Source organism: Candidatus Paceibacterota bacterium (assembly GCA_040905715.1).
GTDB lineage: Bacteria > Patescibacteriota > Minisyncoccia > Phycocordibacterales > CSBR16-193 > JBBDHZ01.
The window spans coordinates 1-25,968 of record JBBDRA010000007.1; the positions used below are offsets into that span (position 1 = coordinate 1).

A 25,968-nucleotide genomic window follows, 5' to 3' on the forward strand; every position below is an offset into this window, starting at 1 on the left:
GCGGAGGAGGTGGGATTTGAACCCACGGTGGGCGTAAACCCACACTACCTTTCCAAGGTAGCGCCTTCGACCACTCAGCCACTCCTCCTTATCCTTAAATAGTTATTCCAGTTTTATCCCAAACTTCATCAATAACCGACTGAAGTCTTTGAAAAACATCCTTACCATAACATCTTATTTTACAAGTTCCCAGAGGATTTGGTTTATATTTACTATTTTTCGACTTTAACGAGATGACCTTATCGAATTGCGACTGAGGCAATCCGATCATAGATGACCAATGCTTCCGTAGCTCATTATGATCATGATCTTGGTACAGAAATAATTGAACTCGTATTTTGTTGTGATCGATCTTCAATATCTCTTTTAAAAATCTTATGAAAAGAATAACGGTCTTAGGATTAGAATTTGTAAAGTCTACATTATAAATATATGTATTCTTATAACGATTATCCTTGCGTAGCTTAGTACCTTCGCAAACGTACAATACCGCACCTGCTACTTTTAATTCTTCTTTTGTCATCACACGCTATTATAGCAAGTGCTGCACCAGGAGCAAGAGACATTCGAAATAATGCAATCCCATGGATTGCTTCTTTTTGGAAGTTATCGCTTCCCCCGCAGTGCCTTGATCCGCTCTTCGACCGGCGGGTGGGTCATGAAGAGTTTCGTGAGAAAACTCGGGCCGCCGTTCTTGCTCTTATTACCTCCTTTGAATGGATTAGAAATATACAAATGCGCGGTGGCGTGATTTGCTCGTTTCATCTCCCCTTGGTACGAACTGATCTTCTCCAGCGCGCTTGCCAAGCCTTCGGGATACCGTGTCAGAAGCGAGCCTGTAGCGTCGGCCAAGAACTCCCGACGACGCGACACCGCAAACTTAATGACCATCGCCACGATCGGCGAGAGGATCGCCAGACCCACTCCGACCAGGATCATAATAAGTTGCAATCTGCCATCACGATTGTCTCCACCGACTCCGCCGAATATCATTGATCGAAGAAAGAAATCAGAGAGCAACGTCACCACCCCCACCAGCGTCACTACTACCGTCATCACTAAAATATCACGGTTGCCCACGTGGGCCAGCTCGTGAGCGATCACTCCTTCAAGCTCTGCACGCTCCAGTCGGCGAAGCAGCCCTTGCGTCACCGCCACGGCAGCATGCTCGGGATTACGTCCCGTCGCAAACGCGTTTGGAGCCTCGTCGGGTATTACGTAAAGCTTCGGCATCGGCAGTCCGGCGGTAATACAGAGATTCTCGGTAATATCAAAAAGGTCCGGGTGACTTGTCGCGCTCACCTTCTCTGCGCCCGATATCTTCAAAACGATCTTATCCGAGTACCAATAACTCACCCAGTTCATAATAAGCGCAATGCCGACAGCGATGATCAAAATGATCGAGCTGTTGTAGATCCAGCTAAAAGTCCAGCCGATAGCTATCACAAACAGAAAAAACCCGAGCATTAAGCCCCATGTTTTCCAAATATTGCGATCCTGCTGTCCGTATATATCCATTGCCATACACGTATACTTTACACTTCCCAAGACAGGAATTCAATTAAAATGCACCGCCACCTCCTCCACCAGCACCACCTCCGGCTGATCCCCCGCCACCGGATACACCACCGCCTCCCGAGCTTGAAAACGAAGAAGAAAAGCTAGAAGCAAACGACGTTGAAAATCCGCTCGGCGAGAATGACCCCATACCTGACCCAGCACTTGCGCCAACCATGCCTGCCGAGCCGTGATACCAGTTCGGCTCACTCATCGAGAACGACTCAAATGCTTTTGCCCACGTATCTTCCACCTCGAACGCAATTGCATACGGCAAGTACTTTTGAAAGGTTTCGGGTGTAAGATCCGCGAGTCGATACTTCTCAGCGGTCTCAAGATACATTTTAAATCCAAGCCACTCTTCTCGCTGAATAAATCCCTCTTCAGAAAGGCGTGCCTCAAATTTGAAGAATACGTACAAACCAATACAAGAGAATACAAGCGCCGCTATCACAAGAAGTGCCTGAAAACTCAGACCGGTCATGGCAGTGACCGCCCCAAATGCCTGAAGCGCAAAAAATCCAACAAACATCAGCCCCACGAGCGTCATGCCCACGAATTTGTCGTACACCGGCTCCGTCACGTACGCACCGGTGATCTTGCCGACATCTTCGAGCAATTTACTTTTTGCGTTTTTTATAGCTTTTGCAAATTCAGTACGCTTGCTCTTGCCGGCCTTGCGTAGTTCTCTCGTTGAAAAAGCATCGTCATCACCGGTATTGAATCCGGAATAAAACAGTATATTTAACAGATCCTGTTCATACGGATGAAGTTGACCCTCTCCCCCGTTACCGGCTCTTTTAATCCGGTAATCACGGCCGACCCATTTATCCGGAAGTACCGCCATGAGCGTTTTCTGCCACCATGTTGGTTGCTCCTCCTCTATTTCCACATAGCCTCGTACTGCCAGGTCCACGATAGTTGCCGACCAGGTGCGCTTCGATACACTCTCGTTCATCAACACTTCCGCAACTGCCGGCGGATAGTCATGCGGTGGCTCATAGCGTGGCACAACCACTCCCCGACCTTTGTTGTACTTTTCTGTGACATACCATCGAATACAACCGATCACGACCGCAACTGCTGCGATCAAAAGCGAGAGTACAAAACCAAAATTACTCACCAGCCACCACCTCCAGAACGCTTGTGCATCCACCAAACCCTTCGGGAACCCGACCGCAACAGTGATCTTCGAGCCCGGCGGTGCTTCTTCGATCAGGTACGAGACCTGCCCTCGTCCCATCTGCTTCGTGCTTTCGATCGACGGCGGTGTTTTATAGAGACTGCTTCGTATTTCGTTCGGATGAACCGCCTCAGGCAACCCGACCGCGATCACACTCTCTTTAACCGGCACGTCATAGTCTGTAAACAGGTTCCAGTACAATTCATCAAAGTCATCGTAAAACCCGATCGCACCGTGGGCAATGTACGAAACAGCCCATCGTCTCTCTGTATCACGTGAATTATGATACCACTCGATCACGACCTCACCGCTGTCACGATACACTGTATACTTTCCATCGCTGTTCGGATCGGCATACGGATCCAATCGATCGTCTACTCTCTCCAAGCGCTCACCGGTGATCGCGTCCACTACTCGAATATCAGTTATCGCACTTATATCTTTTAGTGATATCCGCCGCTGCATTCCCCTGTACTCTCCGGTGAACGACAGCGTCTGAAGCTCGCGTACATCAACCGTTGTGTCTTCATGGATCTGTGCCAAGATCTGGATCGATGAGTATTCATACGAACGAGCAAAAACAGCAGCAGGTGCGAAAACAATACCACACACTACTGCTGTTATTAGCCCAAGGACCAGCCCAACTGAAAACCTTGGCATACCTCTAAAGGTAAATGGTCTAAACAAACCCTTGCCCATACACTAGAACTCGACTTTGACCGGATCGCGTTGTTCAGCCTCCTCTATCTCGAAGAAGTCACGCTCAGAAAAACTAAACGTGCTAGCAATAACATTCTGAGGAAATGATTGTATAGATGTGTTCAAGTCACGCACGTTTCCGTTGTAAAATCGACGCGCTGCTTGGATCTTATTCTCGGTGTCAGAAAGCTCTCGCTGAAGTTCCAAGAAATTTTCGTTGGCCTTCAGGTCCGGATACGCTTCAGCCACAGCAAAGAGCGACTTCAAAGCACCCGAAAGCATGTTCTCAGCCTGAGCTGTTTGTGCCGGATCACCCGTTGCTTCTGCCTGCATTGCCTGACTACGCGCTTCGGTAACGTTCTGAAACGTTTCCTTTTCGTGAGCAGCGTATCCCTGGACGGTGCTGACCAGGTTCGGGATCAAGTCGTAGCGACGCTTAAGCTGCACATCGATGTCGGCCCAAGCTTCCTCAGTTCGGTTAACTAATTTGATAAATCGGTTGTATGCCCAGATCACCCACAGGGCGAGCAGTACGACCAATCCTAGTAACACGTAAAGTAAAATATCCATACTGTTTAATTATTATTCTATTCTTAACTACTATCTCTAGTATACAACAGTAAAAGCACATCGTCACCGAGGGATCGTCCCAAAACCATTCAGACAAGGACAAAGCTTTTTGATAAAAAACACAAAACCGCCACGTTAGTCGTGACGGTTTTGTTTGCTCGAGTGTAATCAGCAGATTACATCATCCCCGGCATTCCCATTCCTCCACCCATGCCGCCCCCCATTCCGGCACCGGCATCGTCGTCCTTGTCGTCCTTAGCCTCCTCGGCGATCGCTGCTTCAGTCGTCAGCAAGGTTGACGCTGCCGAACTAGCGTTCTCGATCGCCATGCGGGTCACCTTGACAGGATCAACGATACCCGCCTTGATCATGTCATCAACATACTCTTCGGTAACCGCATTATATCCATCGTTTTTATCAGACATCACTCGCTCGATCACAACCGACGCATCTTCTCGTCCTGCGTTCGAAATGATCTGACGAAGCGGTGCCTCAAGAGCCCGAAGTACGATGTTGTAACCGATCTCGGTAGCCTGGTTGCTAAAACTCTTGTGGTTGGCACGAACTTTGCTCGCCGCCTTTACAAGAGCGCTTCCTCCACCCGGCACCACACCTTCCTCAATAGCTGCTTTAGCTGCATGTACAGCGTCTTCGATCTTGAGTTTCTTGTACTTCATCTCAGTCTCGGTCGCTGCGCCTACACGCACAACCGCAACTCCACCGGCAAACTTAGCGATCCGCTCTTCAATCTTTTCCTTGTCGAACTTTGAATCAGTGTTCTCAAGCTGGGTCTTGAGCTGATTTGCCCGCTTTTCAATATCAGCCTTCTTTCCTTTGCCACCAACGATCGTGGTCTCATCCTTTGTAGCAATAACCTTACTTGCTTTACCAAGCACATCAAGCTCAGCCGTATCAAGCTTCATACCCTTTTCTTCCGAGACAACTTTACCGCCGGTCGTAATAGCAATATCTTCAAGCATTTCTTTCTTGCGGTCACCGTATCCTGGAGCTTTTACACCGAGCACATTGAAGCTTCCACGAAGCTTGTTCACCACAAATGTTGCTAGCGCCTCTCCTTCGATCTCCTCAGCGATCAGCACGAGATCTTTCTTGCCGCTTTGAGAAAGTTTCTCGAGAAACGGCAGGATCTCTTTAACGCTAGAAATCTTCTGATCAGTAATAAGAATTGCTGCGTCTTTATACTCAGCCTCCATTCGCTCGCTGTCGGTCACCATATACGGACTGACATACCCTTTGTCGAACTGCATTCCTTTTACGATATCGGACTCGACACCGAAGGACTGCGACTCCTCGACCGTAACAACACCGTCTTTACCAACCTTATCGAGCGTGTCAGCGACGATCTCACCGATCTCGTCGGACTCCGCAGAGATGCTTGCAACCTGTTTGATCTCGTTACGTGTCTTTATCGGTTTAGCGATCTTCTTAAGCACCTCGACTGACTCTTTGGCAGCCTGCTCAATACCATGCATGACCGCCATAGCATTCATGCCCATCGTCGTATGCTTCATTCCTTCCGTAACAATAGACTGTGTAAGGATAACGGAAGTAGTCGTACCATCACCTGCTCCGTCGTTCGTCTTGTTTGCCACCTCTTTCACGATCGATGCACCCATGTTCTCAAACTTATCCGAAAGCTCGATCTCTTTAGCGATCGAGACACCGTCGTTCGTGATGGTCGGTGAACCGTATCCTTTATCCAAAACCACGTTACGTCCACGAGGACCGATCGTTACTTTTACAGCATCCGCAACCCGATCAACACCTCGTTTTAGTGATTTTCGTGCCTGTTCGCCAAAATAAATTTCTTTTCCCATAGCTTTAGATAGTTAGGCGTTAGGTTTTAGGTGCTCGGTCAATTTTGCGCTCCAGGTATCATCCAGAGCTTCCCCGCACCTAAAGCCTAATCACTAGTTTATAATTGCCAGTATATTGTCCTCTTTAAGAATAAAATACTCGTCTCCTTCAACCGTTACGGTGTCATATCCGAACTTTGAAAAGATAACAGTATCCCCCTTTTTCACATCCATCGGCATTCGCTCGCCATTCTCATCACGCCGGCCAACACCAACAGCAATGACCTTTCCTTGCTGTGGCTTTTCCTGGTCTGCTGTTTCAGGAATAATGATACCGGCAGTGTTCTTCTCAGAAAGCTGATCTTCCTCTACCGGCTCAACCAGCACTCGATCGCCAAGTGGTTGGATCGATGCAGACACTGATGACTGTTTTTTCTTTGCCATTGTCGTATACCGTTAACTGTTAATATCGAACACTGCCTACGCAGATTTTCTACGCAGGCAAGAGTGTGATTCGTTCAACTATTATAGGAGAAATATCACAAGATGCAATATTGACAGATCACCAATGAAACAATGTACTAAAGACTTCATGAACAGTAAACCAAAACGGGTGTGGGGATTGACATTCCCCCTATATCACGTAAGATGCATGTGTCTCACTTCTCCCCACGCTGCGCACACGGCGCTCACTCATTACAACATCGTTTAGCAAGAGTATATCGCGTGAAGACGTGTCCGCCAAAAGAAATAGGCAAAAAAAGTAGGAGAAAAACAAAGTAAGATAAACACATACTAATTCCTAATCTTAAGAGCTATGTTGATCATCGAAGCACTTCTTCCGTACATCCAGATAACACTATCGGTATTACTGGTTACAACCATTCTTATGCAACAGAACGAAGCCGGTCTTGGGGCAGCATTTGGTGGTGGCGACAGTTTCGGCAGCACACATCACACCCGTCGAGGTTTTGAAAAGATCCTCTTTAATTCATCGATCGTCCTCTCTGTACTGTTCGCTCTCTCAGCGTTTGTTGCCTTGCTTCTGTAACCCAAGATGTAACCGAGACAAAATCCAACCTCACTAATTTAGATTTTATTCACACCTAGTACGTTTGCCTCGAACATTCGCACCACCCTTACACCACAATAATGAGATCCTTATTTGGTAATTTCGAACAACCTTTTTATCGCTTCCTTCGACGAATCGGGCGACCGCTCTCACCGATAGGGCGCTTGGGCAATTATTTTATTGCTCAGATCAAAATAATCGGCGGCTACCGTTACGGCAATCGCTTTTCACATACGACCGGTAACCTGATCAACAGTTTTTCGATCGTAGAACGGATCGTTTTCTTTGTGTTCATTATTATGCTTACTGCAAGTGCCGGTATTCTTGCTTGGGAGGTCAACATCCACGCCAGCAGTGTTGAACCATCTGTTGGCGGCAGCTTTACTGAAGGTGTGATCGGCTCACCGCGATTTATTAACCCGCTACTCGCAGTATCTGATGCCGACCAAGACCTGGTCTCGCTTATTTACGCCGGACCTTTAAAGAAGATGCCTGACGGCACTCTTGTTCTTGACTTAGCTGAAAACATTGAAGTATCTGAAGATGCCATGACATTTACCGTCACGCTTCGCACCGACGCTGTCTTCCATGATGGCGAACCGGTCAGTGCCCGCGACCTAGCATTTACCGTAGATCGAGCCCGTGACCCTCAGCTGCGAAGCCCGGTCCGTGGAGACTGGAACGGCGTTGATATAGAGATAACCGGTGAACACACTGTCACCTTTACCCTCGATGAGCCTTACGCCCCGTTTCTCGAAAACCTTACCCTTGGCATTCTGCCGGCACATCTTTGGAATTCACTGAGCGCCTCCCAGTTCCCATCAAGCCCTCACAACGACAGCCCGATAGGTGCCGGACCGTATCGGGTAAACAGCTTCACCCGCGACCAAGAGACTGCAGCCACAACGTACGAATTAGCAGCATTCGACAACTATGTGCACGGCAAACCGTATATCTCCTCGATAACCGTTCGCTCCTTTACAAACAAAGCAGAATTATATGATGCCCTTAAAAACGGAGACGTCGACAGTGCGAGTGGTATTGACCCGGCTGTAGCTGAAGAACTTATTGATGCCGGCGTTCGCATCAATACCGGTTATCTGCCACGAATTTTTGGTGTCTTTTTCAACCACAACAAAAACGATATTTTTTCTGATACATCACTTCGTCAAGCGCTCAGTAGCGCAGTCGACAAAGAAGCGGTCATCGAGGATGTTCTCGCCGGATATGGCGCTTCCATTGCCAGCCCCGCACCAAGAGACCTGATCGAGGATATCGGGATCAACCAATCCGCCTTCGCAACATCATCACTTGATACTGCGCGCGAACTACTAGATGACGCCGGATGGACGAACGAAGCGATCGGTAGCGTGCGCACAAACAGCGCCGGCGACCCGCTCTCATTCACTCTCACAACTGCGGATACTCCTGAGCTTACCGCCATCGCAAATGCAATACGTGACACTTGGCAAGAAGTTGGCATCGATGTTACCGTCAATATCTTTTCGGGAAGTGATCTTAACCAAGAGGTTATTCGCCCACGCAATTACGAGGCGCTACTTTTTGGCGAGATCATCGGCGGAGGGCGAGATTTTTTCCCGTTTTGGCACTCCTCGCAACTAAATGATCCCGGCCTTAACATTGCCCAGTATTCAAATACCGAAGCCGACGAGATCCTCGAGGTCGCACGTCAAACCGCTGATCCAAAGGAGCAGGACGAGTTGTATCGTCAGTTCATTAAGATCGTTACCGATGATCATCCGGCTGTCTTTCTTTATACGCCGAGCTATATTTACGCAGCACCGAGCACTATCCAGAACCTTCCGACCAACCCAACCATCACCTCGAATTCTCGTTTTGCCACTGTTCATCAATGGTACGTCGACACACAACGTGTCTGGAATATCTTTGCCAGTAAAGAAACAGATCGAGAGTATGTGAATATTTTACAAGCACCGTCACGCTAGAGTCCGCAATAGACATTAAGGTCGACTCAACAAATAGTAATTACAATACGCAACGATAAAAAGTAAACGCATTATTATTTTACGAAAGCATTAATTAATAAAAATCATTAAACGAATAACAAACACCATGACTGACAAACAAAACTCAAACGACAGTAACGCATCGAACAGTTCCGGAGGCAACCGCGACAATAACCAGCGGCGACACAATTCATCTCAGCGAGGGCGAGGGCGCGCCCATTCACCACGCCGCCCACAAGGCAGCCCTTCAAACAACCGCGCACGAACCTCTACACCAAAAGGGCGACCTCATTCTTCAGCCACAAAGGCTGCCCCCGCTCACAGCAGAACCAGTGCCGGCCGAAAACGAAAGAGCCAAAGCAAGAATGGCGGACGTGGAGGGAGACAGCAGCGCGGCCAAGGAGGTAACCGCCGAGAAGGTATTAAGAAGAAAGAAAAGGAGGTAGCAATACCACCTATTGCACCGCGAACCATTCGTGTCATTCCACTCGGTGGTGTCGAAGAAGTTGGCCGAAATATGACCGCTATTGAATACGAGAACGATATTATCGTGATCGATGCCGGTATTCAGTTTACCGATGAGAACACACCGGGTATTGACTATATTCTCGCGAATACCAAGTACTTAGAAGATCGCAAGGACCGCATTCGAGCACTTGTAATAACTCACGGTCACCTCGATCACATTGGTGGTATTCCGTATGTCGCCCAGCGTATCGGCAACCCGCCGATCTACACACGCGAGTTCGGCGCCATGATCATCAAGAAGCGACAAGAGGAATTTCCTGACCAACCTGACCTCAACATTGTAACCGTGGGAAAGAATGATGGAGCGATACGTATAAGTGACAACCTCAAGGTTCGCTTCTTTGGACTTACTCACTCCATCCCTGACTCCGCAGGCATCGTCATAGAAACACCGCTCGGCGATATCATTAATACCGGTGATGTACGTGTCGACAACGAAGACGGCGTTCCCAGCGACCGAGAGGTCGAGCAGTACAATGTTTTCAAAGATCGGAACGTTCTTTTCCTTACTATGGACTCGACCGGTATCGAGCAACCTGGCTTCTCAGTTTCTGAAAAGACCATTCTCGACAACATTGATGAAATCGTCTCTCGATCTCAAGGAAGACTCCTTATTGCCACTTTTGCCTCCCAGGTGGAGCGCATCATCGAGTTCATTAAGATGGCTAAAAAGTACAACCGCAAGATCGTTGTCGAGGGTCGCAGCATGAAAACAAACGTAGCCATCATCAAACAGCTTGACCTGGTTGAAATGGATCACGTTATTCCAACCGGAGAGATGAATGACTATCCGCCTAATCAGATCTTGATCCTGGTAACGGGCGCTCAGGGCGAGGAATTCGCTGCACTGATGCGTATCGCGAACAAGACCCATAAGCACATCACTCTCACCCAACACGACACCGTTGTCCTCTCATCTTCTATCATTCCCGGCAACGAGACCGCGATCAGCAAACTCAAGGATAATCTGTACCGCAATGACTCCAAGATCATCACCTACCTGGACTCACAGGTACATGCTTCCGGACACGGTAAACGCGGTGAGCTCGAGTGGATCCACAAACAGATTCCGTACAAATTCTTCATGCCGGTACACGGCCACCACTACATGCTCAAGATGCACGCTGAGATGGCTCGACAACTCGGAACAGCACCGGAGAACGTAGTTGTGCCGGACAACGGAAGCGTGATCGAGATCCAAGAAGAAGGAACCAAATTAGTAAAACGAAAGGAGAAGGCGCCGGCCGGCGATATGGTGGTCGAAGGCTTCCATATCGGCGATGTGCAGGAAGTTGTTATTCGTGACCGCAAGCTTCTTGCTGAAGACGGAATGTTCGTCATCATTGCGTCGATCAACCTCAAAACCGGTAAGCTCAAAAAGTCACCTGACATTATTTCACGCGGGTTTATTTATCTGCGCGAGTCACAGGAACTACTTTCTGACACCCGCAACCTCATCAAGAGAAGTGTTGAGAAAACAACCAAAGACATGAACCCGATCGACTTTGATCTGGTCAAGCAGAAGATCGACGAAGACGTTAGTCGATATCTTTTCCAGAAAACTGCCAAGAACCCGATCGTGATTCCGGTCGTTCTCGGAATATAGACTTGGAGCATACCAGGCTATAAGACTACAAGGTCAAAAACACATAAAAATTGCCAACCCCTGGGGTTGGCAATTTTTGCATACCTTCTGTTATCTGTTATCCACTCGACAGATGCATTACCTTTTTCTATAGTAGTGACAGTTGCCTTCTTTCCTTCAGAGGCCTGGGTCTTCCTCCGCCCAGGTCTCTTTTTTATGTAAATCTCATTTAGCACACAGCGTCACACTATGATTTCTTAGACACTGATTCCCTAGACTCTGATCCGTCAGATGTGTTTTCTACTGAATCTTTCGCTGATGTCTTTTTTGCTTTTGTAGAAGAGCTCTCCTTTTTAGAACTGTTTTTAGAGCTCTTTTTAGAACTTTGGGTTTTACTTTTTTTCTTACTTGAGCGCGTGGTCGCTTTTTTAGTCGACGGCTTTTTCGGAACAGCTGCTGCTTCTTTTTGCTCCGCCTCCTGCTTAATAGTGGAGTAGTGACGCTTAAGCTCTTTGCCAAACGACAACACAGACGGCACATCAACCTCATCCATCTGCTGATATCGACTCACAACATCATCAATAACATTCATATATACCTCCTTATCTACCCGTTGAAGCTTTCGAAGTTCCGCGACAACATCATCTTTTACACCCTTCAGCTGTTTATCAAGCTGTTTGCGGTGTGTCTGACCGGCTTTTGTACCGTACAAATACACAGCCGCCAATCCAACCGCCGCCACTGCTCCGGCAAGTATACCAATACCGGCTTTTGTCTCTGCGCTTATTTTTTTATTAGATGATTCGTTGTTAGTCATATGAAATTAAAAGCAAAATAACGTCTAACGTTACTTTTTAGATTTTTTTGTATCATCTTTATCCGACCCGACTGAGGACATGACAAACCACTTAGTAAGACGCAGAGCAATACTGCCAAGACCATCGACTGCTTCTTTGGCACGCCAACCCTGACGTTCAATAGACTCACGGATCAACCGAACATCGTCCATAACCGACTCACCTTCTTCCCGAACACGGCGCATTAACAAACGCAGCTCATTTAAAACAAGTACAAGAAATATCAACGCAAGAAGTGCTACCAACGCAAGCGCTATCACTGCGATCGTGGTAACCGTAAAAAATATATCTACTTTGAGAAGTTCTTCCATAAAAAGAGCAAATTAAATTAATGTATAGATCGTTTATACTCTCCATTATAACACCCTCGTGTACGCTGTTGTACACACAAAAGCGCTCGCTCTTCCTATCATCTCACACATACTGTCTGCGCTCGTCTTTCTCTCAAAATTTAATTCGGAGCCTCCTCTAGCGTAACAGATACCGTTACTGTTTCTGACCCCCGAGTTACCTCTAAGGTTACTGTCTGTCCGACATCTTTTTCACGTATCAAAGAAGCAAATGTTCTCTCGGTGCCGACCTCTTCACCGTCCGTGTCAAGTGCCCCATAAAAAGCAAAGAGTAAAGGAAAGCTATTGACTAATGACTGTTTTCCACTACCATACCTTACGGCGTACCTCTCTTGTTCTGTGTAACTAAGGAGAAAAGCGATGACCAGCATACCCACCGCGCTCGCTCTCGTGACCGCTGTGATCGTTGGCGTGGATATCGTGGCAACCCTTCCGGCAACCTATCGGCTCCAGGACTATATGTGCCCTGAAAGGGCGGTGCGTTACTGTGTTTGGTGTACCGGGCTCGGGCTTCATCTTGAAACCCTGGTCGGATGCATGGTTATTGCGTTTCTGACTCATTTGACCAACCAGCCAGTACTCATTGTGGTTCTCACTGCCATCAGCGTCACCGGGTTTATCTTTTTCGTACTTGGAGGCTTCGCGCTAATGCTAAGCGCACTTGACCCTAACGACGTACGATTCGGTGCGCGGTAATGTGCAAGAAACTTCAGCTCTCCTATCCCGCCGGCTACGCTCTGCGTAGCCGGTTTTTCGTTTAAACTTTTTCGTTCAAACGCTTTCATTCAAAATATGATCACACCAATTTTGTGATCTGTTACAACGCCCCTTATTCATCGAACTCAACTAACACCGGCTTTTCAAATAATGATTCCGCCAACGACATGGTGTAGCACGTAGAACTACCGTTCACGAGCTGTGTTCGAATTCGCTCTCGCGACAGTCGCTCAGTGTCAAATATATCAAAATCTATTGATTCATCGGCGTCGCTCCCTTCAGTAACAGTATCAGTAGTGGTGGCGGTGGTGGTACTGGTGGTAGCGGTGGTGGTCACACTGTTCTGTTCGACATCTATCCCAAGCTCATCCTCTTCACCACTTTCACTTTCTTCATCAACTTCCTCATCGGTTTCTTCACGCTCCGATTTAGCAAGCACAAACTCCTCTCCCTCCCTCTCACCGCTCAACCAGATCCAACCGGTATCTGCGATTACGAGAAGGTGCACCTGCCGGTCAGGCAAATCGTCGTGTTCAGCTGTTGTTGTGGCCACGACCCGCACATCACCGTCTTGATTGCTCGCGCTTCGGGCGTATAAGAATCCGCTCGTTCCCACTTCATCAGTAAACGAACAACCTATTTCAACGATCTCATCCTCTTTATTGTCATCTCCTTCTTCATCATCGGCACCGTCGTCTGCATCACCGTCAGCAAGAGAGAGCGCCGCTTCAATATCGTCCTCACTGGCATCCTCTCCGGTTAATTCTGATGACACATTTGTGATCGAGCCGAAAGAAATATAGAAAACGCCAAAAACGACAGCGGCCGTAACAACAATAAAAAAAGCAAGCGGAATATACTTCATAGGTTATATATGCACACCATCTAAAGCGTAAAGTAATTGAGCGATACCAGTGTCTCGTTGATATAGATCGCGCTTCCAAGGATAACCAAGAGAAGGCATCCATACGCCACGTTCATCGGGTGCTGCTTTTGGAACTCAACTGTCACTGTCGCAAAGAGTACCGTGGCGAGCACCGAAACAATAACCATATAGAGTAGTGTCACGATCTGCGATGGATTCACCACAAGCCGTTCAACAACGCCACTATAACGAGTTGTCTGTGATGGGGTTGTCTGGGCTGCCGCGACAGTTGTGCTGGCACGCGTATCTCCAGACGAGAACAGCATGAACGACTCATCTTCGTACACAATATTCGGGGTAGATGTGCTGCTTAACTCCTCTTCTGAAGACTCATCCTCAGAACGTGGTTCAGCTTCATCGACCTCATCTTCACCCTCGCTTTCTTGTGTACCTTCTAACACACTTTCTTCCGGATCTTCTATCGACTCATCGCTTTCGGCATTGTCTGTATCCGAAGTAGGTGCAGGCTCAGACTCCTCTGAAGCTAGAGCGACCCGGGTGTCGGTATCCGAGACAGCTTCCTCTTCACTTTGCTCTTCACTCTCTTCAACAACCGATTCACTTTCGGTATTACTACCGGCAACCTCGGCAGAAGAAGGCTCAGTCTGAGCAATACTTCCCGATGCAGGGGTACCGAACATCTGAACCACTACGGTAGTTTCCTGTCCATCTATTACACCATCTACGGCAGCGATACCGATCTCGCTGAACCCGGCTTCTAGAATGTTTTCACGGTGGGTCGGAGAATCCATCCACGCCCTGTTGACCGGCTCAGATTCACTAAAATTGATCGCCAGGTTTTCGCCGGCGAGCGTGTACGCATACCCCACTTTATCGAACCAATACCACGGAGCTACACCCTCAGGTGAATAGTGGTCGAAATAATCTTCCTGGATCATATGCTCCGCCTTTGCGCGCGCCGCCTCAACCAGCACCTCGCTTTCCCTCAGTGTATTGAGTCCGCGCTCCTGACGACTCTCGTTAGCCATATCAACCAACAGCGATGGATACACCGTAGCGATAAACTCAAAGCCCGGTGCAAATATTCGACCCACAAACGAAAAAACAAGGAGTACAATAATACCACCCAAGACCACCTCTACCGCTCCATCACGTAATAGATGCGGCTTATGGTCATTCTCATGATGAGGAATGAAAAAATGTTTGAATTTTTTCCACATATATGTAAGTATACTGTACAATATTTCACTAAAAACAGCAACTTCACTCTCGAGTCTCTTAGCCGCTTATATGCTGATCACTCAAGAGTAGAACATCATTCATCTCTCGGATCACCTGCCCCGGCATCTGAGCCAGTAAAGCATTGTTTGTTTTATCCAGAATTTGCTCCAGAACATTCTTTTTCTTCTCGCCCACTGCGTACACAACTGACGACGTCACCACTGACTGGAGAAACGGCATAGTCACGGTAATGCGCTTCGGGAACTCTGCTCCGGGTTTTTCGTACCCAACAACCCATCGGTTCGTATCGACAAAAAGCTTATTGAACTGCTCTTGATCATCCGGAAACGGCAGAATGCCGGCGGTGTGCCCGTCTTTTCCTACCCCTTGGGTGATAACCGTCACTCCGCCGGTATTCTCAAACCACGCTCGCATGGTCGTCTCCACCCAAGCCGCCGTTTCTTCAAGTCCCTCTCCATCAATGCTACGCGGATCGATCGCGCCGGCACCCTGTTCAATTGCCCGCCGATAAAAATCAGTTGCTTCCAACTGAGAAAAGTTGCTTTGGTCCTCTGGTACACCAAAACGCTCGTCCAGCACGCCAAGCGTCACCCGCTTGGTGACCTGCTCTACATCCACGTGCTCAATGATCGAAAGTGCCGATCCGCCGGAAAACAACAGCAGGACCGGTCGGTCGGTATACTGCTCAAGCACCCTGCTTATCGCTTCACCGGCTTGTACGACAAGTGTTTCTGTTTTATCAGTGATTATTTCCATGCTTATTCCCTTACTCTGTTTCTGTACTATGTTTCCGTACTCTGCCGTACTCTGTGTATGCAACACGATCTACTACTTTGTCTCGCTCCTTCCTGCCTCGTGGCCGCCAAATTTATTGCGCAAAGCCATAATGACCTGCCCTTGATAGTTCGGCTCCTCTTGGCTCGCGTAACGCGCTTCTAGCGCATCCGCGATCACGTTCCTCTTAACTCCAAGCTCCTCAGCAGCTTGAACGGTCCAATCCGCCTCACCGGAGGCCTTGGCCGAACCGCTAATACCCTCTAGCTCGTTCCCCCACTCCTGGTATGCATCACGCGCCCAATCGATCAAGCGCGACTCAATAACACTTCCTTTACTATACACCCGAGCAACCTCAGCCAAGTCAAAGCCAAACTCGCTTTTCTTCATGATCTCGAATCCTTCTGCTATTGCCTGCATCATACCGTACTCAATACCGTTGTGAACCATTTTCGCAAAGTGACCGGCACCCGCTTCTCCCATATACCCGTACCCGCCTTCAACACACAAAATGTTTATGAGCGGTTCCAACCGATCAAACTGCCCACGCCCTCCTCCCACCATCATACACGCACCGTTCAGCGCGCCGCCGGGGCCGCCTGAAACACCGATGTCCACGAAGTGAATTCCTTGCTCCCGGCAACGCTTTGCCCGCTCAACCGATTCGGTATAGTGACTGTTGCCGCCATCGATCACGGTATCGCCCTCGTCCAGGTGTCCGCACAGATCCTCCAGCACGTCTCCCACTGCCTGGTGCGGGACCATGATCCAGATCGTCCGGGGTGCTTCGAGTGATTCTATAAGCCCCTGAATAGAATCGCGGGGTTCCACTCCAAGCTCCTCTGCTTCTTTTCGTGACTCCTGGCTGCGGTCATACGCCACCACGTTGTATTCGTTCTCCTTCATCAGGGTCACCATATTCAGTCCCATTTTGCCAAGCCCCACATAGCCGATCGTCGAACCTTTTTCAAATCGCTCCATAAAAATAGAATTAATTATATTGTTACGTATGTAATTCCTGTCACTCATCTACCATCGCTCGGCCAGGCATACTCCAAACCCTCTCTCTTCTCTGTCTCCTTCCCTTTCTTGTATATCTCAAGTTCAGGTCCTCCGCTCTCCTGCCAATGCTCCACGATAGGCGTAATAAAAGTCCAGGCAGCATCAACCTCTCCGGTCGAGACAAACAACGTTTGGTCTCCTTGAATACAATCGTAGAGAAGTTTCTCATACGCGTCCGGAACCTTCTCTTCTAGTTCGCTATCTTCAAAATCAAAAGCCAGATCTTTTTCTACAAGGTCAAAGTGAATGCCGGGTTCTTTCGCCCAAAACCTGATCGATACACCATGCTCAGGCTGCAGGGTGATCACCGCCACATTTTTATGCTCATGTAGCTCAGTCTTGCCGCAGACACACGGCGATTTTCCTTTGAAGGTCACCGTAATATCCACCCGATTTTCACTCATCTGCTTTCCGGACTCGAGGTAAAACGGCACCCCTTCCCAGCGCGGAGAATCGATGAACGCACGCAACTTAAAATACGTCTCGGTGGTTGAGTTATCTACAACACCGTCAACATCATGATATCCCTCATACTGTCCGCGGACCGTATTCAGAGCTACTTCTTCTGCGGATGTATACAGTCTGAGTGAACGCAGAAGTTTTTCACGCTCCCCACGAAGTGCATGTGCCTCAAGCACGCCCGGATTCTCCATTGCACTCAGAGCGAGCATCTGCAACATATGGTTTTGCCCCACGTCCCGAAGCGCGCCGACGCGATCGTAAAACTCACCCCGGCCGTCCACTCCAAAATCTTCGAGCATGCGAATGTGTACTGACTCGATATCCTCAAAACTCCAGGAATTCTCGAACAGTACATTCGTAAAACGAAAGGTCAACAAATTTTGCACCGCATCTTTCCCCAAATAGTGATCGATCCGAAATATCTGATCCTCCTGGAACACACTGGACAGCTTCTTCTCCAGCGCAGTAGCTGTTTCAAGACTGCTCCCGAACGGCTTTTCTACGATCACGCGCGTCCAACCGGTCTCGTCCGAGCAGTTCTCCGGGAGCTTGGTCGCCTTAAAATTATCAAATATCCGCTCATAGAAATGCGGTGGAACTGCTAGGTAAAAGAGCTTGTTGGTGCACTGTCCGATCTCTTCATCACACTCGAACAGATACTGTTCGAGTGCCTGATAGTCTTCAGGAGCACTGAAGTCTCCTTGTTGAAAATAGATCCGAGTAAGAAACCGCTCAATGTCCGTGTCGTTGTATTTGTGTGCCCCCGCTCGCCCTTCCGGGGCAAGTACCTCCTTTACGAAAGCTCTATAGTCGGCATGCGCATATTCACGGCGAGAAAACCCAATAATTCGCGTCGTGTCTGGCAGCAAACCTTTTGCCTCAAGATCAAATAGTGACGGCAGAAGCTTTTTCCGGGCTAGATCTCCGGTACCGCCAAAGATCGTGATCAGAGTTGGTGCATTATGTGACGGCATATTCATGCCTGCATTGTACCAGAGAGTTACCCAAGTCGCAGTAGAAGCACTGACGGATCCGATGGTATACGTGCTGAATCTACAAACACCGTTTACAAACACTATCGAGAGTACTAGTATATGAATAATTGCTCATACTTCTATGACAACCATGACCCACAGAAAACAACCCATCACCAAAACGGCCACCGCAAGCGCTGTTTCAATTCTTAAACTTCTCTCCAGTAAAACCCGTTTCCAGATACTTACACTCCTCATGAAATCTAAAGGCGATCCATGCGTTAACGAGATCGCTGATACTATCGGCATCTCCCAATCAGCCACCTCCCACCAGCTTGCACTCCTTGAGGAAAAAGATGTTGTTGAAGCGTATCGAGAAGGGCAGATGATCTGCTACCACCTCAAGGATTCTCCCACCAGCAAGCATTTGCGTAAAATAATCAACCAGTTTGTCTAGATTATTTTCGTTGATATCGAGGTATGATAGAATACATATCCGATTCATTACCAATGTAATTCATCATAACTATGGCGGAAGACAAGAACATTGTTATTTACTCAAGCCCTAACTGCGTACACTGCAACCACGCAAAGGAGTATTTCAAGGAAAACAACATTGAATACACCGACTATGACGTGGCCGCAGACACAGAAAAACGCCAGGAAATGGTTGAGAAGTCCGGTCAGATGGGTGTGCCGGTTATTTACATCGGCGACGAGATGATAGTTGGCTTTGATCAAGGCAAGATTCAGGAACTCCTCGAGGCGTAATCCTCTGATTCCCTAAGAGAATACGAGAAGTAAAAGACCGCTGCCCCATAAAACGGAGCGGCGGTCTTTTTAAATTATTCAAATTACACTACAGCTCAGCCGCATGCTTCCAATAAGTATACAGTTATTTTCGGTCTTCTTGTCCTCCTTTTCCTGCGCTATCCTGTGATAAAATTAAAACTGAAAGAATTTTAAACATTATATACGTAATACATACTGATCTATGGAAATACTCTTTCTTATCGGACGAATACTCTTTGGCGGATTTTTCTTTCTCAACGGTATCAACCACCTTACCAAGAGCAGCGGTCTGATCGGCTATGCCGCCGCAATGGGTGTACCAATGCCGAAACTGGCAGTGCTTGGTTCCGGTATCATGATCCTTCTTGCCGGTCTTGGTATCGTTCTCGGTGTCTATCCTACTATCGGGCTGATCCTCGTTCTCACCTTTCTTTTGCCGGTCACCTTCACCATGCACCAGTTCTGGAAGCACACCGATGATGCACTAAAAATGAACGACCAGATCAACTTCATGAAGAACCTGGCATTGATCGGTGCAACAATAATGCTCTTGGCGCTTCCCCTAGAATGGGCGTACACCATCATTACACTCTAGAAAAAGTCCTCCGGACCGACTTTGGACCACAGAAACAGCTTGTCTAACGCAAAATAAACGGCTCACATGCTTTGTGAGCCGTTTATTTCTACCGAAAACTGTCTACTAACCAAACAACTTTTACATGAGACACTATGACTTCTTCCAGAAATTGAGCTTCCCATACTGCTCAGCGCCTTTTCCAAGAACTTTCGGCCACTGCTCAGGCATCGGTTCCACCTTCGGACGTATGGTGTGGAGATTTTCAAAGCCGTGCATAGAGTCGTCTTCCCAAGTTACCTGTTCGACATGATCAAAATTATGCTCGAACGGCTCTTCGCCAAGGAATTTATATATACTGTCCATGACCCGCTTTGGGCTGTTAGTGAGATCATTAAAGTCGATCAGATACATTCGGTCGGAATACCCGCGATTGATCGCATCTTTCAGGCGATTGTACGCAAGTCCCACCGGTTGCTCAGGCCTCAACCACACCTCACATCTTCCCTGGACGGTCTGAAACTGAAAGTAGTGTTCCTGCTCTTGTACCACCTGCTTCGTCTCCGATGTCTGTCTCCACAGTTTTTCAAAGCTTGCCAGCACATCTCGAATGTCACGGACCGGCACCAGTACCTTTGCCTTGCGTCCGAGAATTGATTCGGCCATACCTAGCTGAGAAAGCCAGCCACGTGACTTGTCAAACACCACCTCTTCTTCAATGTTACTGTAGTATCCACCCAAAATAGAGCGGAGCACTCGAAGCTTTGCGGTTTCGTCCGGATGCGCCTTGAACTCGATTAATTTATCCCAATTATTTCGTGTTGCGAAAAGCACATCAAGTATGCCGCTCGTGTGGCTCGCCGAAAAACGCGGATTTTGCGAAAGAATATTGGCTAGCAGTGTTGAACCTGCCCGCGGAAGCCCGGAAATAAAGTGAAACGTTTTATCTTTTCGAACCTTATTTTCTTTGTTTGCACCGCCTTTTTCCTGCATATCCTCCTTTAGTTCTGTAGATGTCATATATATGCCCGATTTATCCTTCTGTTCTTCTGTTTCTATTTATGCTCTCTTGTGCATACTCTTTGTGCGTGCTTTTTATGCGTGATAGCTATACTACCATACTACCCCACAAAAAATCGAGCGCACATTCCTCCCACCCTCCTCCCGAGGTTAAACCTAGGGACAAGCAGGATCCTAGGTTTAACCTCGGGAGATACCGTCTGCTAGCATGTATCCTCATAGTCCAACCATTCCTTGATCTCCTTATTCATTGCACCTGAAAAATAATCAGGAAAAGACCCTTTACTTAAAATGGCTTCTTCGGGGCGTCCCATATCTACATAGTCAGGATAGCTTGAGTGCTGGTAGTCCTCTAGTTTCAGATCATTCCCTACTATTTCCCTTGGATTCAAATGAATATAAGCAAACAGATATTTAAGATGGCTGTCATCTAGAATATGACGAGCCTTAAAAGACGACCCGAACAAAGCCCCGGTACGCTCATATTTTTTATTAATGAACATAGTGTATGACGTCATCAATTTCTGCATAAATTTACTGATCCCACCATCTACTTTTTCTCGGACAAGTAAATGAAAATGATTTGGCATAAGGCAGTACGCTCCTATATCAACAATTGATTCACCTCTCTCAGTTTCGTACAAACTCCCTCCCGAGGTTAAACCTAGGGAGAGGGCTTTCTTTGCATCACGAATATTCACTGACTGCTCAGTATTGTGAAGATATAATCCCTCTTTAAATCTGCGATAGTCTGATTCTTGCCGATATGTTTTGACCTTCTCCGCTCCTCGCGAATACAAGTGATAATATTCCCCAGGAGCAAAAACGTAGTTACGAGACATAGCTATTTGTAGTTTATCAAATTTCCCGAGGTTAAACCTAGGGACAAGCAGGATCCTAGGTTTAACCTCGGGAGAATAATGATTGTGTCGATTTTTTATCTCCCCATCTGGTAGAGTCGTTGAACTTCGTCAGCGGAGAGAGAGCGATTGTAGATTCGGACGTCATCTATTTTTCCACTATAATCTCTGTCTGTTGTATATGTACGGGCTATTTTGAACGAAACGTTGTTCGTATTCATATCATCAGTTTTAGTCTCTTGGCTTTCGTAGCTCACCTCTTCACCATCAACAAATAACCGCCCATTACCTCCGTTCTCATTTTTTGACCACGTAAAAATAACATGATGCCATGTGTTGGCAGATAAATAACCATCATTACTCTTAACCTCATCAAAACTGGTACCATCAGGACTTCCTAAAAACACGGCAACATTACCATCGTTTTCTGTATTCATATCCATTGCATACGCTCGCTGAGAACCACTTGTATCGTACTTGCTCATTATATTGTGTCGGACTGATACGGTATCAATATTCACCCACGTAGACATTGTGATCGCGGATGTTAGATCAAGAGAAGCGCTATCGCCTGCATCGACATAATCCCCATCTCCATCAAACTCAAACGCCTGGCCGATCTTGCCTATAGCCGGAGAAGCATCACCATTTATTGTGCCGTCATTACTACTCCCGGAAACATCGTCCACGGTTGAGCCGGACACATCAGGTCCGTCAAATGACCAGTACCCCACCAAGCCGTTGGTGAATTGGTCATTGCGAGGAGCATTTTCGGTAAATGGTTTAGTTGCGTTGTACAGTCCGGTGATCTCATCGTCTGAGAGAGCGCGGTCGTATACTCGAACATCATCGATCAAGCCTTCAAACGGAGCTGACGTGCCCTGATTCCCTATTCTGAGGGGCTGTCCGTTTGTTATAGGATCACCACTGTAGTCAGAAATATCACTGGATTCTCCCTCGATACCATTCTTATAAATACGCACTTCGTCCTGGTCTCTATCTATAACCACGATAACATGGGTCCACACGTCTCGATCGATACTATCAAACCACGTTGTTGCAACATTTGTACTACCATCAGATAAGGAGTGCTGGAGGTGCATACTTTCATTGTCACCTGATTGTTGTATACGCAACTTCCATCCCTCTATATTATTGCTATTCGTTTTCTTGCCAACTATAGCCATCCTAGTGTACGGTGCCTCTGCTTTTACTTTTATCCACGCAGTGGCAGTGAGAGAGCCGGTGCCAAGATCAAAATCACTATTATCTGGATGACTTACGTAATCATCAACCCCATCAAACTCCAGTGCCTGGCCGGCAATGCCGATTCGGCGAACTGGAGCATCTTCAAGCGTGCCGTCATTATCACCAAACACATCCGTCGCTGTTGCACTCGTCATATCCGGGCCGTCAAAGGTCCAGTGAGAGATAAGACCGTCGGTGTACTTGCCTATTGTGCTAGCGTTGCGGGTAACACTGCCGGACCTGCTATAAAGATCGGCAATTTCTGAAGCAGAGAGAGCGCGGTTGTAGACCCGCATTTCATCAAGCGTACCGGCAAGATAGCCCCATGCATTCCATCTACCGATCGACGGGTCTGTGCCATTATATTTATCGCCTGAAATATTTATTGTATTTGTTCCATCACCACTCACGACCCCGTCAACGTAAGCAGTAGCTGATACCGATGTTCCCACATCTTCAACAACCACAACAACATGGTGCCACGTACCATCATTTATAGTTGTATTCAGTAAACCGCTTTCTGCTCCATCACCGTCACTATTCTGAACACGAAAAGTGATCCCCCCGCTTCGTAATCCAAGAACCCAGTACGGGTTCTCGACTGCTCTTTGGGAAGAAATAATACCATTTGCTGAATCACTATCTGTGGTTTTTATCCAAAAAGAGAAGGTTGTATCTCTATTATCTATATCCGCCCAATCACCGGCAGGCAATGAAATATTATTAATTGTATCCCCATCGAAGAAAAAAGCTCCACCCCGAATTCCACTAGACCATCCGGTAACATCACTGAATGTCCCATCATTCCCGTTCCCGCTAAAATCACCGGCGACCGTTCCGGCGCCTTCGTCAAAACTCCAGTAGCCGACCAGACCGAGGTTGTTCGGGGGACGAGAAATGACAGCTGCTTCTGCGTCGCCGACAGGAAGAATGAAGAACACTCCGCATAGTATAGAGAGAAAGAAAACGCCAAATAATTTAGGCTGAATTTCAAGTTTCAAATTTTGAATTTTAATTGAGTGCATATTTGTAATTACGCATTACCTTCCCATATGATACAAACGCTTAACTTCATCGGCAGAGAGAGCGCGGTTGTAGATGCGAACGTCATCAACTAATCCATCTAAGTAGTGAGTCCCCCCGTCCCCCCTTGCACCAATCGCCATATCTGCACTGCTAGTTACTGGAGTAAAGCTCGTTTCTATAGTTTTATCTAAAGCTCCGTTAATATAGATCTTCATTGCAGAACCATTATACGTTCCAGTAATATGTGTCCACTCTTCTTGCGGTAAATCGCCATTTGAAGAGTGACTGTTAGCAGCTCCCCCAGAAGAATACATTGAGAAGAAAGCTTTATTTTGCCCTGATTCACCACCAAGCCACCAATTTCTTGTTGAGTTGCTACCTGTCTGTCTAGAACTTAGTGCATGCCAGGTAGAATTATTTTCACGATAGATCCAACCGGAGACAGTTAGGTTAGTGAGGCCATCCATAGGTGAAACCAAGATATAATCCCCGCTCCCATCAAACGAAAACCCCTGACCAATCACCCCGGCCGCAGGCGACACATCCCCGTTTAGAGTACCGTCATTTCCATTCCCCGACACATCATCCGCGGTCGAAGCAGACACATCCGGACCGTCAAACGACCAGTGCCCGACAAGTCCGTTGGTCAGCAGGTCGTTGCGGTTTGCATTTTCGGTACTTGGTTTTGTTGCGTTGTACAACCCCTTTACTTCTTCTGCTGAAAGTGCTCGATCATAGACACGGTAATCGTCAGCTTTTCCGACATATCGATGTCCTGTTTCTGACTTTGACGCACCAAACCGATCAAGAAATATACCCACACTCGAATCGATCGTTCCTTTAAACTCTCCATTTATATAAATGTTGTACGTATACGTCGAACCGCCATCAAATTCTTTGGTTAACGTAACATAATTCCATTTATTGATACCTGAAAAATATGCTTGTGGTGAGAACACGGTGTTTGTCCCATTCAGACGAATTCTGAATTGATTGCCCGTATCAAAAAAGAGCCGATCTGACCCTACTCCAGCCGTGCTGTCAGCGCCGAAAACTGTACGAAATCCGCTGTCTTGTTCGTTCGTCGCAGGGTTGACCCACACCGACGCAGTCCACTCATCATCAGTCAAAAGCGGATGGCTAAAAGGTGGGTACACTTCTGTGTCTGTGCGCAACCCCTGCCCAAGTAGCCCCGCACCGACAAGACTGGGAGCGTGCAGCGTGCCGTCGTTGTCATTACCGGACACATCTTCGACATCAGTACCAGAGACCGTTGAGGCATCAAAGGTCCAGTGTCCAAAGAGCCCGTTAGTGTATCGATCGTTGCGGTTTGCGTTCCGTACCACTTGGCCGGAGTTGTTGTAGAGGTTTTTAATCTCGGAAGCAGAAAGGGCGCGGTTGTAGGTACGAACGTCATCAAGACGGCTTTTCGACTGACGTATCACATCTCCGTTTGAATCAACTCCGCTTCCGATGTGCAAGTCCATATCATTTTCCTCGTATGGACTACTAACATCAGAATCTTTGAGATCAGCATTGATGTACAAACTTCGGGTCCCGTTGTCGTATACTCCAACAACATGGACCCATTCACCCATAGGAAGACCGTAATAGTTAGTACTGCTTCTACTTGAAAAGTCGGCTGTATGGAAAATTATCCTATCCGGATCATCGCTATTCCCCCTACCGAAAACCCAGCCCCCCATTACTTCAAAATTTGCCGTACCTAGATATAGATTCCAAGCACCGTGCCAATCCTCCGTGGTATACAGCCAGAAACTTACCGAAAAATCATTCGGCAAACTTGGTGCTGTTCCTTTTATATAATCACTGAAGTCATCGCTTAGGTCGATCGCGCCGCCTACTCTACCTTCTCCCCACTCAGGGTTTCCGACAAACGTTCCATCATTCCCTTGCCCGCTAAAATCACCGGCAACTGTCCCTCTGCCTTCATCAAAACTCCAGTATCCGGTCAAACCTAAATTATTTGGCGGACGGGAAATTACTGCGGCGTTTGCTATGTCCGGTATACTAAACGAACCAACCGCGCATACGGCGACAAAAAGGAGGGGTACAAGGTATGTGATTTTAAGATAACGGTAATTCATATAAAGTTTACTGACTG

Annotated in this window: 25 protein-coding genes and 1 tRNA gene; 7 read left to right on the forward strand and 19 right to left on the reverse strand. The window is 47.5% G+C overall.

Going from position 1 to position 25,968, the window contains the following annotated elements; all coding sequences use genetic code 11:
- Position 1: 1 nt before the first annotated feature.
- The 7 genes from WD312_04175 to WD312_04205 all read right to left on the reverse strand — a co-directional run bounded on the left by WD312_04175 (position 2) and on the right by WD312_04205 (position 6,270).
- Positions 2-88, reverse strand: a tRNA-Ser gene (locus WD312_04175).
- Positions 89-94: 6 nt separating this feature from the next.
- Positions 95-523 carry a hypothetical protein gene (locus WD312_04180; protein ID MEX2564281.1) on the reverse strand — a complete coding sequence of 143 codons (429 nt, stop codon included), beginning with the start codon at positions 521-523 and terminating at the stop codon, positions 95-97.
- Positions 524-606: 83 nt separating this feature from the next.
- A complete protein-coding gene (locus tag WD312_04185) occupies positions 607-1,524 on the reverse strand; it encodes a M48 family metallopeptidase (GenBank protein ID MEX2564282.1) in 918 nt (305 codons plus the stop codon).
- A gap of 37 nt (positions 1,525-1,561) precedes the next feature.
- Positions 1,562-3,400 carry a DUF2207 domain-containing protein gene (locus WD312_04190; protein MEX2564283.1) on the reverse strand — a complete coding sequence of 613 codons (1,839 nt, stop codon included), beginning with the start codon at positions 3,398-3,400 and terminating at the stop codon, positions 1,562-1,564.
- A gap of 42 nt (positions 3,401-3,442) precedes the next feature.
- Entirely contained in the window at positions 3,443-4,009 is a 567-nt protein-coding gene (locus tag WD312_04195; protein MEX2564284.1) for a LemA family protein, read from the reverse strand.
- 176 nt (positions 4,010-4,185) lie between these two features.
- Positions 4,186-5,847 carry a chaperonin GroEL gene (groL, locus tag WD312_04200; protein ID MEX2564285.1) on the reverse strand — a complete coding sequence of 554 codons (1,662 nt, stop codon included), beginning with the start codon at positions 5,845-5,847 and terminating at the stop codon, positions 4,186-4,188.
- A 93-nt stretch (positions 5,848-5,940) separates the two neighbouring features.
- Positions 5,941-6,270 (reverse strand): co-chaperone GroES, encoded by a 330-nt coding sequence (locus WD312_04205; protein MEX2564286.1) that lies wholly within the window; start codon positions 6,268-6,270, stop codon positions 5,941-5,943.
- Positions 6,271-6,643: 373 nt separating this feature from the next.
- Here WD312_04205 and secG point away from each other — a divergent pair, with 373 nt between their 5' ends.
- From secG to WD312_04220, 3 genes are all read left to right on the forward strand, one after another.
- Positions 6,644-6,877, forward strand: coding sequence for a preprotein translocase subunit SecG (gene secG, locus WD312_04210; GenBank protein MEX2564287.1), 234 nt, complete (start codon positions 6,644-6,646; stop codon positions 6,875-6,877).
- 101 nt (positions 6,878-6,978) lie between these two features.
- Positions 6,979-8,865: a peptide ABC transporter substrate-binding protein gene (locus WD312_04215; protein ID MEX2564288.1), complete on the forward strand. Its 1,887-nt coding sequence runs from the start codon at positions 6,979-6,981 to the stop codon at positions 8,863-8,865.
- Between the two features lie 127 nt (positions 8,866-8,992).
- Positions 8,993-11,020: a ribonuclease J gene (locus tag WD312_04220; GenBank protein MEX2564289.1), complete on the forward strand. Its 2,028-nt coding sequence runs from the start codon at positions 8,993-8,995 to the stop codon at positions 11,018-11,020.
- A gap of 226 nt (positions 11,021-11,246) precedes the next feature.
- Here the strand turns inward: WD312_04220 and WD312_04225 are convergent, their stop codons facing one another.
- The 3 genes from WD312_04225 to WD312_04235 all read right to left on the reverse strand — a co-directional run bounded on the left by WD312_04225 (position 11,247) and on the right by WD312_04235 (position 12,577).
- Entirely contained in the window at positions 11,247-11,816 is a 570-nt protein-coding gene (locus WD312_04225) for a hypothetical protein (GenBank protein MEX2564290.1), read from the reverse strand.
- Positions 11,817-11,846: 30 nt separating this feature from the next.
- Positions 11,847-12,167: a hypothetical protein gene (locus WD312_04230; protein ID MEX2564291.1), complete on the reverse strand. Its 321-nt coding sequence runs from the start codon at positions 12,165-12,167 to the stop codon at positions 11,847-11,849.
- A 140-nt stretch (positions 12,168-12,307) separates the two neighbouring features.
- Positions 12,308-12,577, reverse strand: coding sequence for a PDZ domain-containing protein (locus tag WD312_04235; GenBank protein MEX2564292.1), 270 nt, complete (start codon positions 12,575-12,577; stop codon positions 12,308-12,310).
- Between WD312_04235 and WD312_04240 the strand changes: the two genes are divergently transcribed.
- Positions 12,567-12,902 carry a hypothetical protein gene (locus tag WD312_04240; GenBank protein ID MEX2564293.1) on the forward strand — a complete coding sequence of 112 codons (336 nt, stop codon included), beginning with the start codon at positions 12,567-12,569 and terminating at the stop codon, positions 12,900-12,902. The two genes, WD312_04235 and WD312_04240, sit on opposite strands and share 11 nt — an antisense overlap.
- A gap of 133 nt (positions 12,903-13,035) precedes the next feature.
- On the opposite strand, the gene WD312_04245 is transcribed toward WD312_04240, so the two are convergent.
- The 5 genes from WD312_04245 to zwf form a co-directional block, all read right to left on the reverse strand.
- Positions 13,036-13,788, reverse strand: coding sequence for a hypothetical protein (locus WD312_04245; GenBank protein ID MEX2564294.1), 753 nt, complete (start codon positions 13,786-13,788; stop codon positions 13,036-13,038).
- A gap of 20 nt (positions 13,789-13,808) precedes the next feature.
- Positions 13,809-15,029 (reverse strand): CAP domain-containing protein, encoded by a 1,221-nt coding sequence (locus WD312_04250; GenBank protein MEX2564295.1) that lies wholly within the window; start codon positions 15,027-15,029, stop codon positions 13,809-13,811.
- Between the two features lie 58 nt (positions 15,030-15,087).
- A complete protein-coding gene (locus tag WD312_04255; GenBank protein MEX2564296.1) occupies positions 15,088-15,807 on the reverse strand; it encodes a 6-phosphogluconolactonase in 720 nt (239 codons plus the stop codon).
- A gap of 72 nt (positions 15,808-15,879) precedes the next feature.
- On the reverse strand, positions 15,880-16,806 hold the full coding sequence (gnd, locus tag WD312_04260; GenBank protein MEX2564297.1) for a decarboxylating 6-phosphogluconate dehydrogenase: 927 nt from the start codon (positions 16,804-16,806) through the stop codon (positions 15,880-15,882).
- A gap of 44 nt (positions 16,807-16,850) precedes the next feature.
- Positions 16,851-18,329: a glucose-6-phosphate dehydrogenase gene (zwf, locus tag WD312_04265; protein ID MEX2564298.1), complete on the reverse strand. Its 1,479-nt coding sequence runs from the start codon at positions 18,327-18,329 to the stop codon at positions 16,851-16,853.
- Between the two features lie 145 nt (positions 18,330-18,474).
- Between zwf and WD312_04270 the strand changes: the two genes are divergently transcribed.
- The 3 genes from WD312_04270 to WD312_04280 all read left to right on the forward strand — a co-directional run bounded on the left by WD312_04270 (position 18,475) and on the right by WD312_04280 (position 19,710).
- Positions 18,475-18,780 carry a metalloregulator ArsR/SmtB family transcription factor gene (locus WD312_04270; GenBank protein ID MEX2564299.1) on the forward strand — a complete coding sequence of 102 codons (306 nt, stop codon included), beginning with the start codon at positions 18,475-18,477 and terminating at the stop codon, positions 18,778-18,780.
- A 71-nt stretch (positions 18,781-18,851) separates the two neighbouring features.
- Complete coding sequence (locus WD312_04275; protein MEX2564300.1) at positions 18,852-19,094, forward strand: glutaredoxin domain-containing protein; 243 nt, start codon at positions 18,852-18,854, stop codon at positions 19,092-19,094.
- Between the two features lie 223 nt (positions 19,095-19,317).
- Positions 19,318-19,710: a DoxX family protein gene (locus tag WD312_04280; GenBank protein MEX2564301.1), complete on the forward strand. Its 393-nt coding sequence runs from the start codon at positions 19,318-19,320 to the stop codon at positions 19,708-19,710.
- A gap of 132 nt (positions 19,711-19,842) precedes the next feature.
- Here the strand turns inward: WD312_04280 and WD312_04285 are convergent, their stop codons facing one another.
- From WD312_04285 to WD312_04300, 4 genes are all read right to left on the reverse strand, one after another.
- On the reverse strand, positions 19,843-20,709 hold the full coding sequence (locus tag WD312_04285; GenBank protein ID MEX2564302.1) for a sulfotransferase: 867 nt from the start codon (positions 20,707-20,709) through the stop codon (positions 19,843-19,845).
- Between the two features lie 203 nt (positions 20,710-20,912).
- Positions 20,913-21,551 carry a transposase gene (locus WD312_04290; GenBank protein ID MEX2564303.1) on the reverse strand — a complete coding sequence of 213 codons (639 nt, stop codon included), beginning with the start codon at positions 21,549-21,551 and terminating at the stop codon, positions 20,913-20,915.
- Between the two features lie 95 nt (positions 21,552-21,646).
- The gene (locus tag WD312_04295) at positions 21,647-23,842 is read right to left on the reverse strand and encodes a LamG domain-containing protein (GenBank protein ID MEX2564304.1); all 2,196 of its coding nucleotides are present in this window, start codon (positions 23,840-23,842) and stop codon (positions 21,647-21,649) included.
- A 15-nt stretch (positions 23,843-23,857) separates the two neighbouring features.
- Positions 23,858-25,968, reverse strand: a 2,111-nt coding sequence (locus WD312_04300; GenBank protein MEX2564305.1) for a LamG domain-containing protein, incomplete at its 5' end; no start/stop codon positions are given.

Bases quoted from the DNA above. Each gene is read 5' to 3' on its own strand.
- WD312_04235 (MEX2564292.1), bottom strand. From the start codon at position 12,577: ATGCTGGTCATCGCTTTTCTCCTTAGTTACACAGAACAAGAGAGGTAC.
- gnd (MEX2564297.1), bottom strand. From the start codon at position 16,806: ATGGAGCGATTTGAAAAAGGTTCGACGATCGGCTATGTGGGGCTTGGC.
- WD312_04285 (MEX2564302.1), bottom strand. From the start codon at position 20,709: ATGACATCTACAGAACTAAAGGAGGATATGCAGGAAAAAGGCGGTGCA.
- secG (MEX2564287.1), top strand. From the start codon at position 6,644: ATGTTGATCATCGAAGCACTTCTTCCGTACATCCAGATAACACTATCG.
- WD312_04195 (MEX2564284.1), bottom strand. From the start codon at position 4,009: ATGGATATTTTACTTTACGTGTTACTAGGATTGGTCGTACTGCTCGCC.
- WD312_04220 (MEX2564289.1), top strand. From the start codon at position 8,993: ATGACTGACAAACAAAACTCAAACGACAGTAACGCATCGAACAGTTCC.
- WD312_04225 (MEX2564290.1), bottom strand. From the start codon at position 11,816: ATGACTAACAACGAATCATCTAATAAAAAAATAAGCGCAGAGACAAAA.
- WD312_04255 (MEX2564296.1), bottom strand. From the start codon at position 15,807: ATGGAAATAATCACTGATAAAACAGAAACACTTGTCGTACAAGCCGGT.
- WD312_04205 (MEX2564286.1), bottom strand. From the start codon at position 6,270: ATGGCAAAGAAAAAACAGTCATCAGTGTCTGCATCGATCCAACCACTT.
- WD312_04275 (MEX2564300.1), top strand. From the start codon at position 18,852: ATGGCGGAAGACAAGAACATTGTTATTTACTCAAGCCCTAACTGCGTA.
- WD312_04245 (MEX2564294.1), bottom strand. From the start codon at position 13,788: ATGAAGTATATTCCGCTTGCTTTTTTTATTGTTGTTACGGCCGCTGTC.
- WD312_04240 (MEX2564293.1), top strand. From the start codon at position 12,567: ATGACCAGCATACCCACCGCGCTCGCTCTCGTGACCGCTGTGATCGTT.
- WD312_04270 (MEX2564299.1), top strand. From the start codon at position 18,475: ATGACCCACAGAAAACAACCCATCACCAAAACGGCCACCGCAAGCGCT.
- groL (MEX2564285.1), bottom strand. From the start codon at position 5,847: ATGGGAAAAGAAATTTATTTTGGCGAACAGGCACGAAAATCACTAAAA.
- zwf (MEX2564298.1), bottom strand. From the start codon at position 18,329: ATGAATATGCCGTCACATAATGCACCAACTCTGATCACGATCTTTGGC.
- WD312_04290 (MEX2564303.1), bottom strand. From the start codon at position 21,551: ATGTCTCGTAACTACGTTTTTGCTCCTGGGGAATATTATCACTTGTAT.
- WD312_04190 (MEX2564283.1), bottom strand. From the start codon at position 3,400: ATGCCAAGGTTTTCAGTTGGGCTGGTCCTTGGGCTAATAACAGCAGTA.
- WD312_04215 (MEX2564288.1), top strand. From the start codon at position 6,979: ATGAGATCCTTATTTGGTAATTTCGAACAACCTTTTTATCGCTTCCTT.
- WD312_04280 (MEX2564301.1), top strand. From the start codon at position 19,318: ATGGAAATACTCTTTCTTATCGGACGAATACTCTTTGGCGGATTTTTC.
- WD312_04230 (MEX2564291.1), bottom strand. From the start codon at position 12,167: ATGGAAGAACTTCTCAAAGTAGATATATTTTTTACGGTTACCACGATC.
- WD312_04185 (MEX2564282.1), bottom strand. From the start codon at position 1,524: ATGGCAATGGATATATACGGACAGCAGGATCGCAATATTTGGAAAACA.
- WD312_04180 (MEX2564281.1), bottom strand. From the start codon at position 523: ATGACAAAAGAAGAATTAAAAGTAGCAGGTGCGGTATTGTACGTTTGC.
- WD312_04295 (MEX2564304.1), bottom strand. From the start codon at position 23,842: ATGCACTCAATTAAAATTCAAAATTTGAAACTTGAAATTCAGCCTAAA.
- WD312_04250 (MEX2564295.1), bottom strand. From the start codon at position 15,029: ATGTGGAAAAAATTCAAACATTTTTTCATTCCTCATCATGAGAATGAC.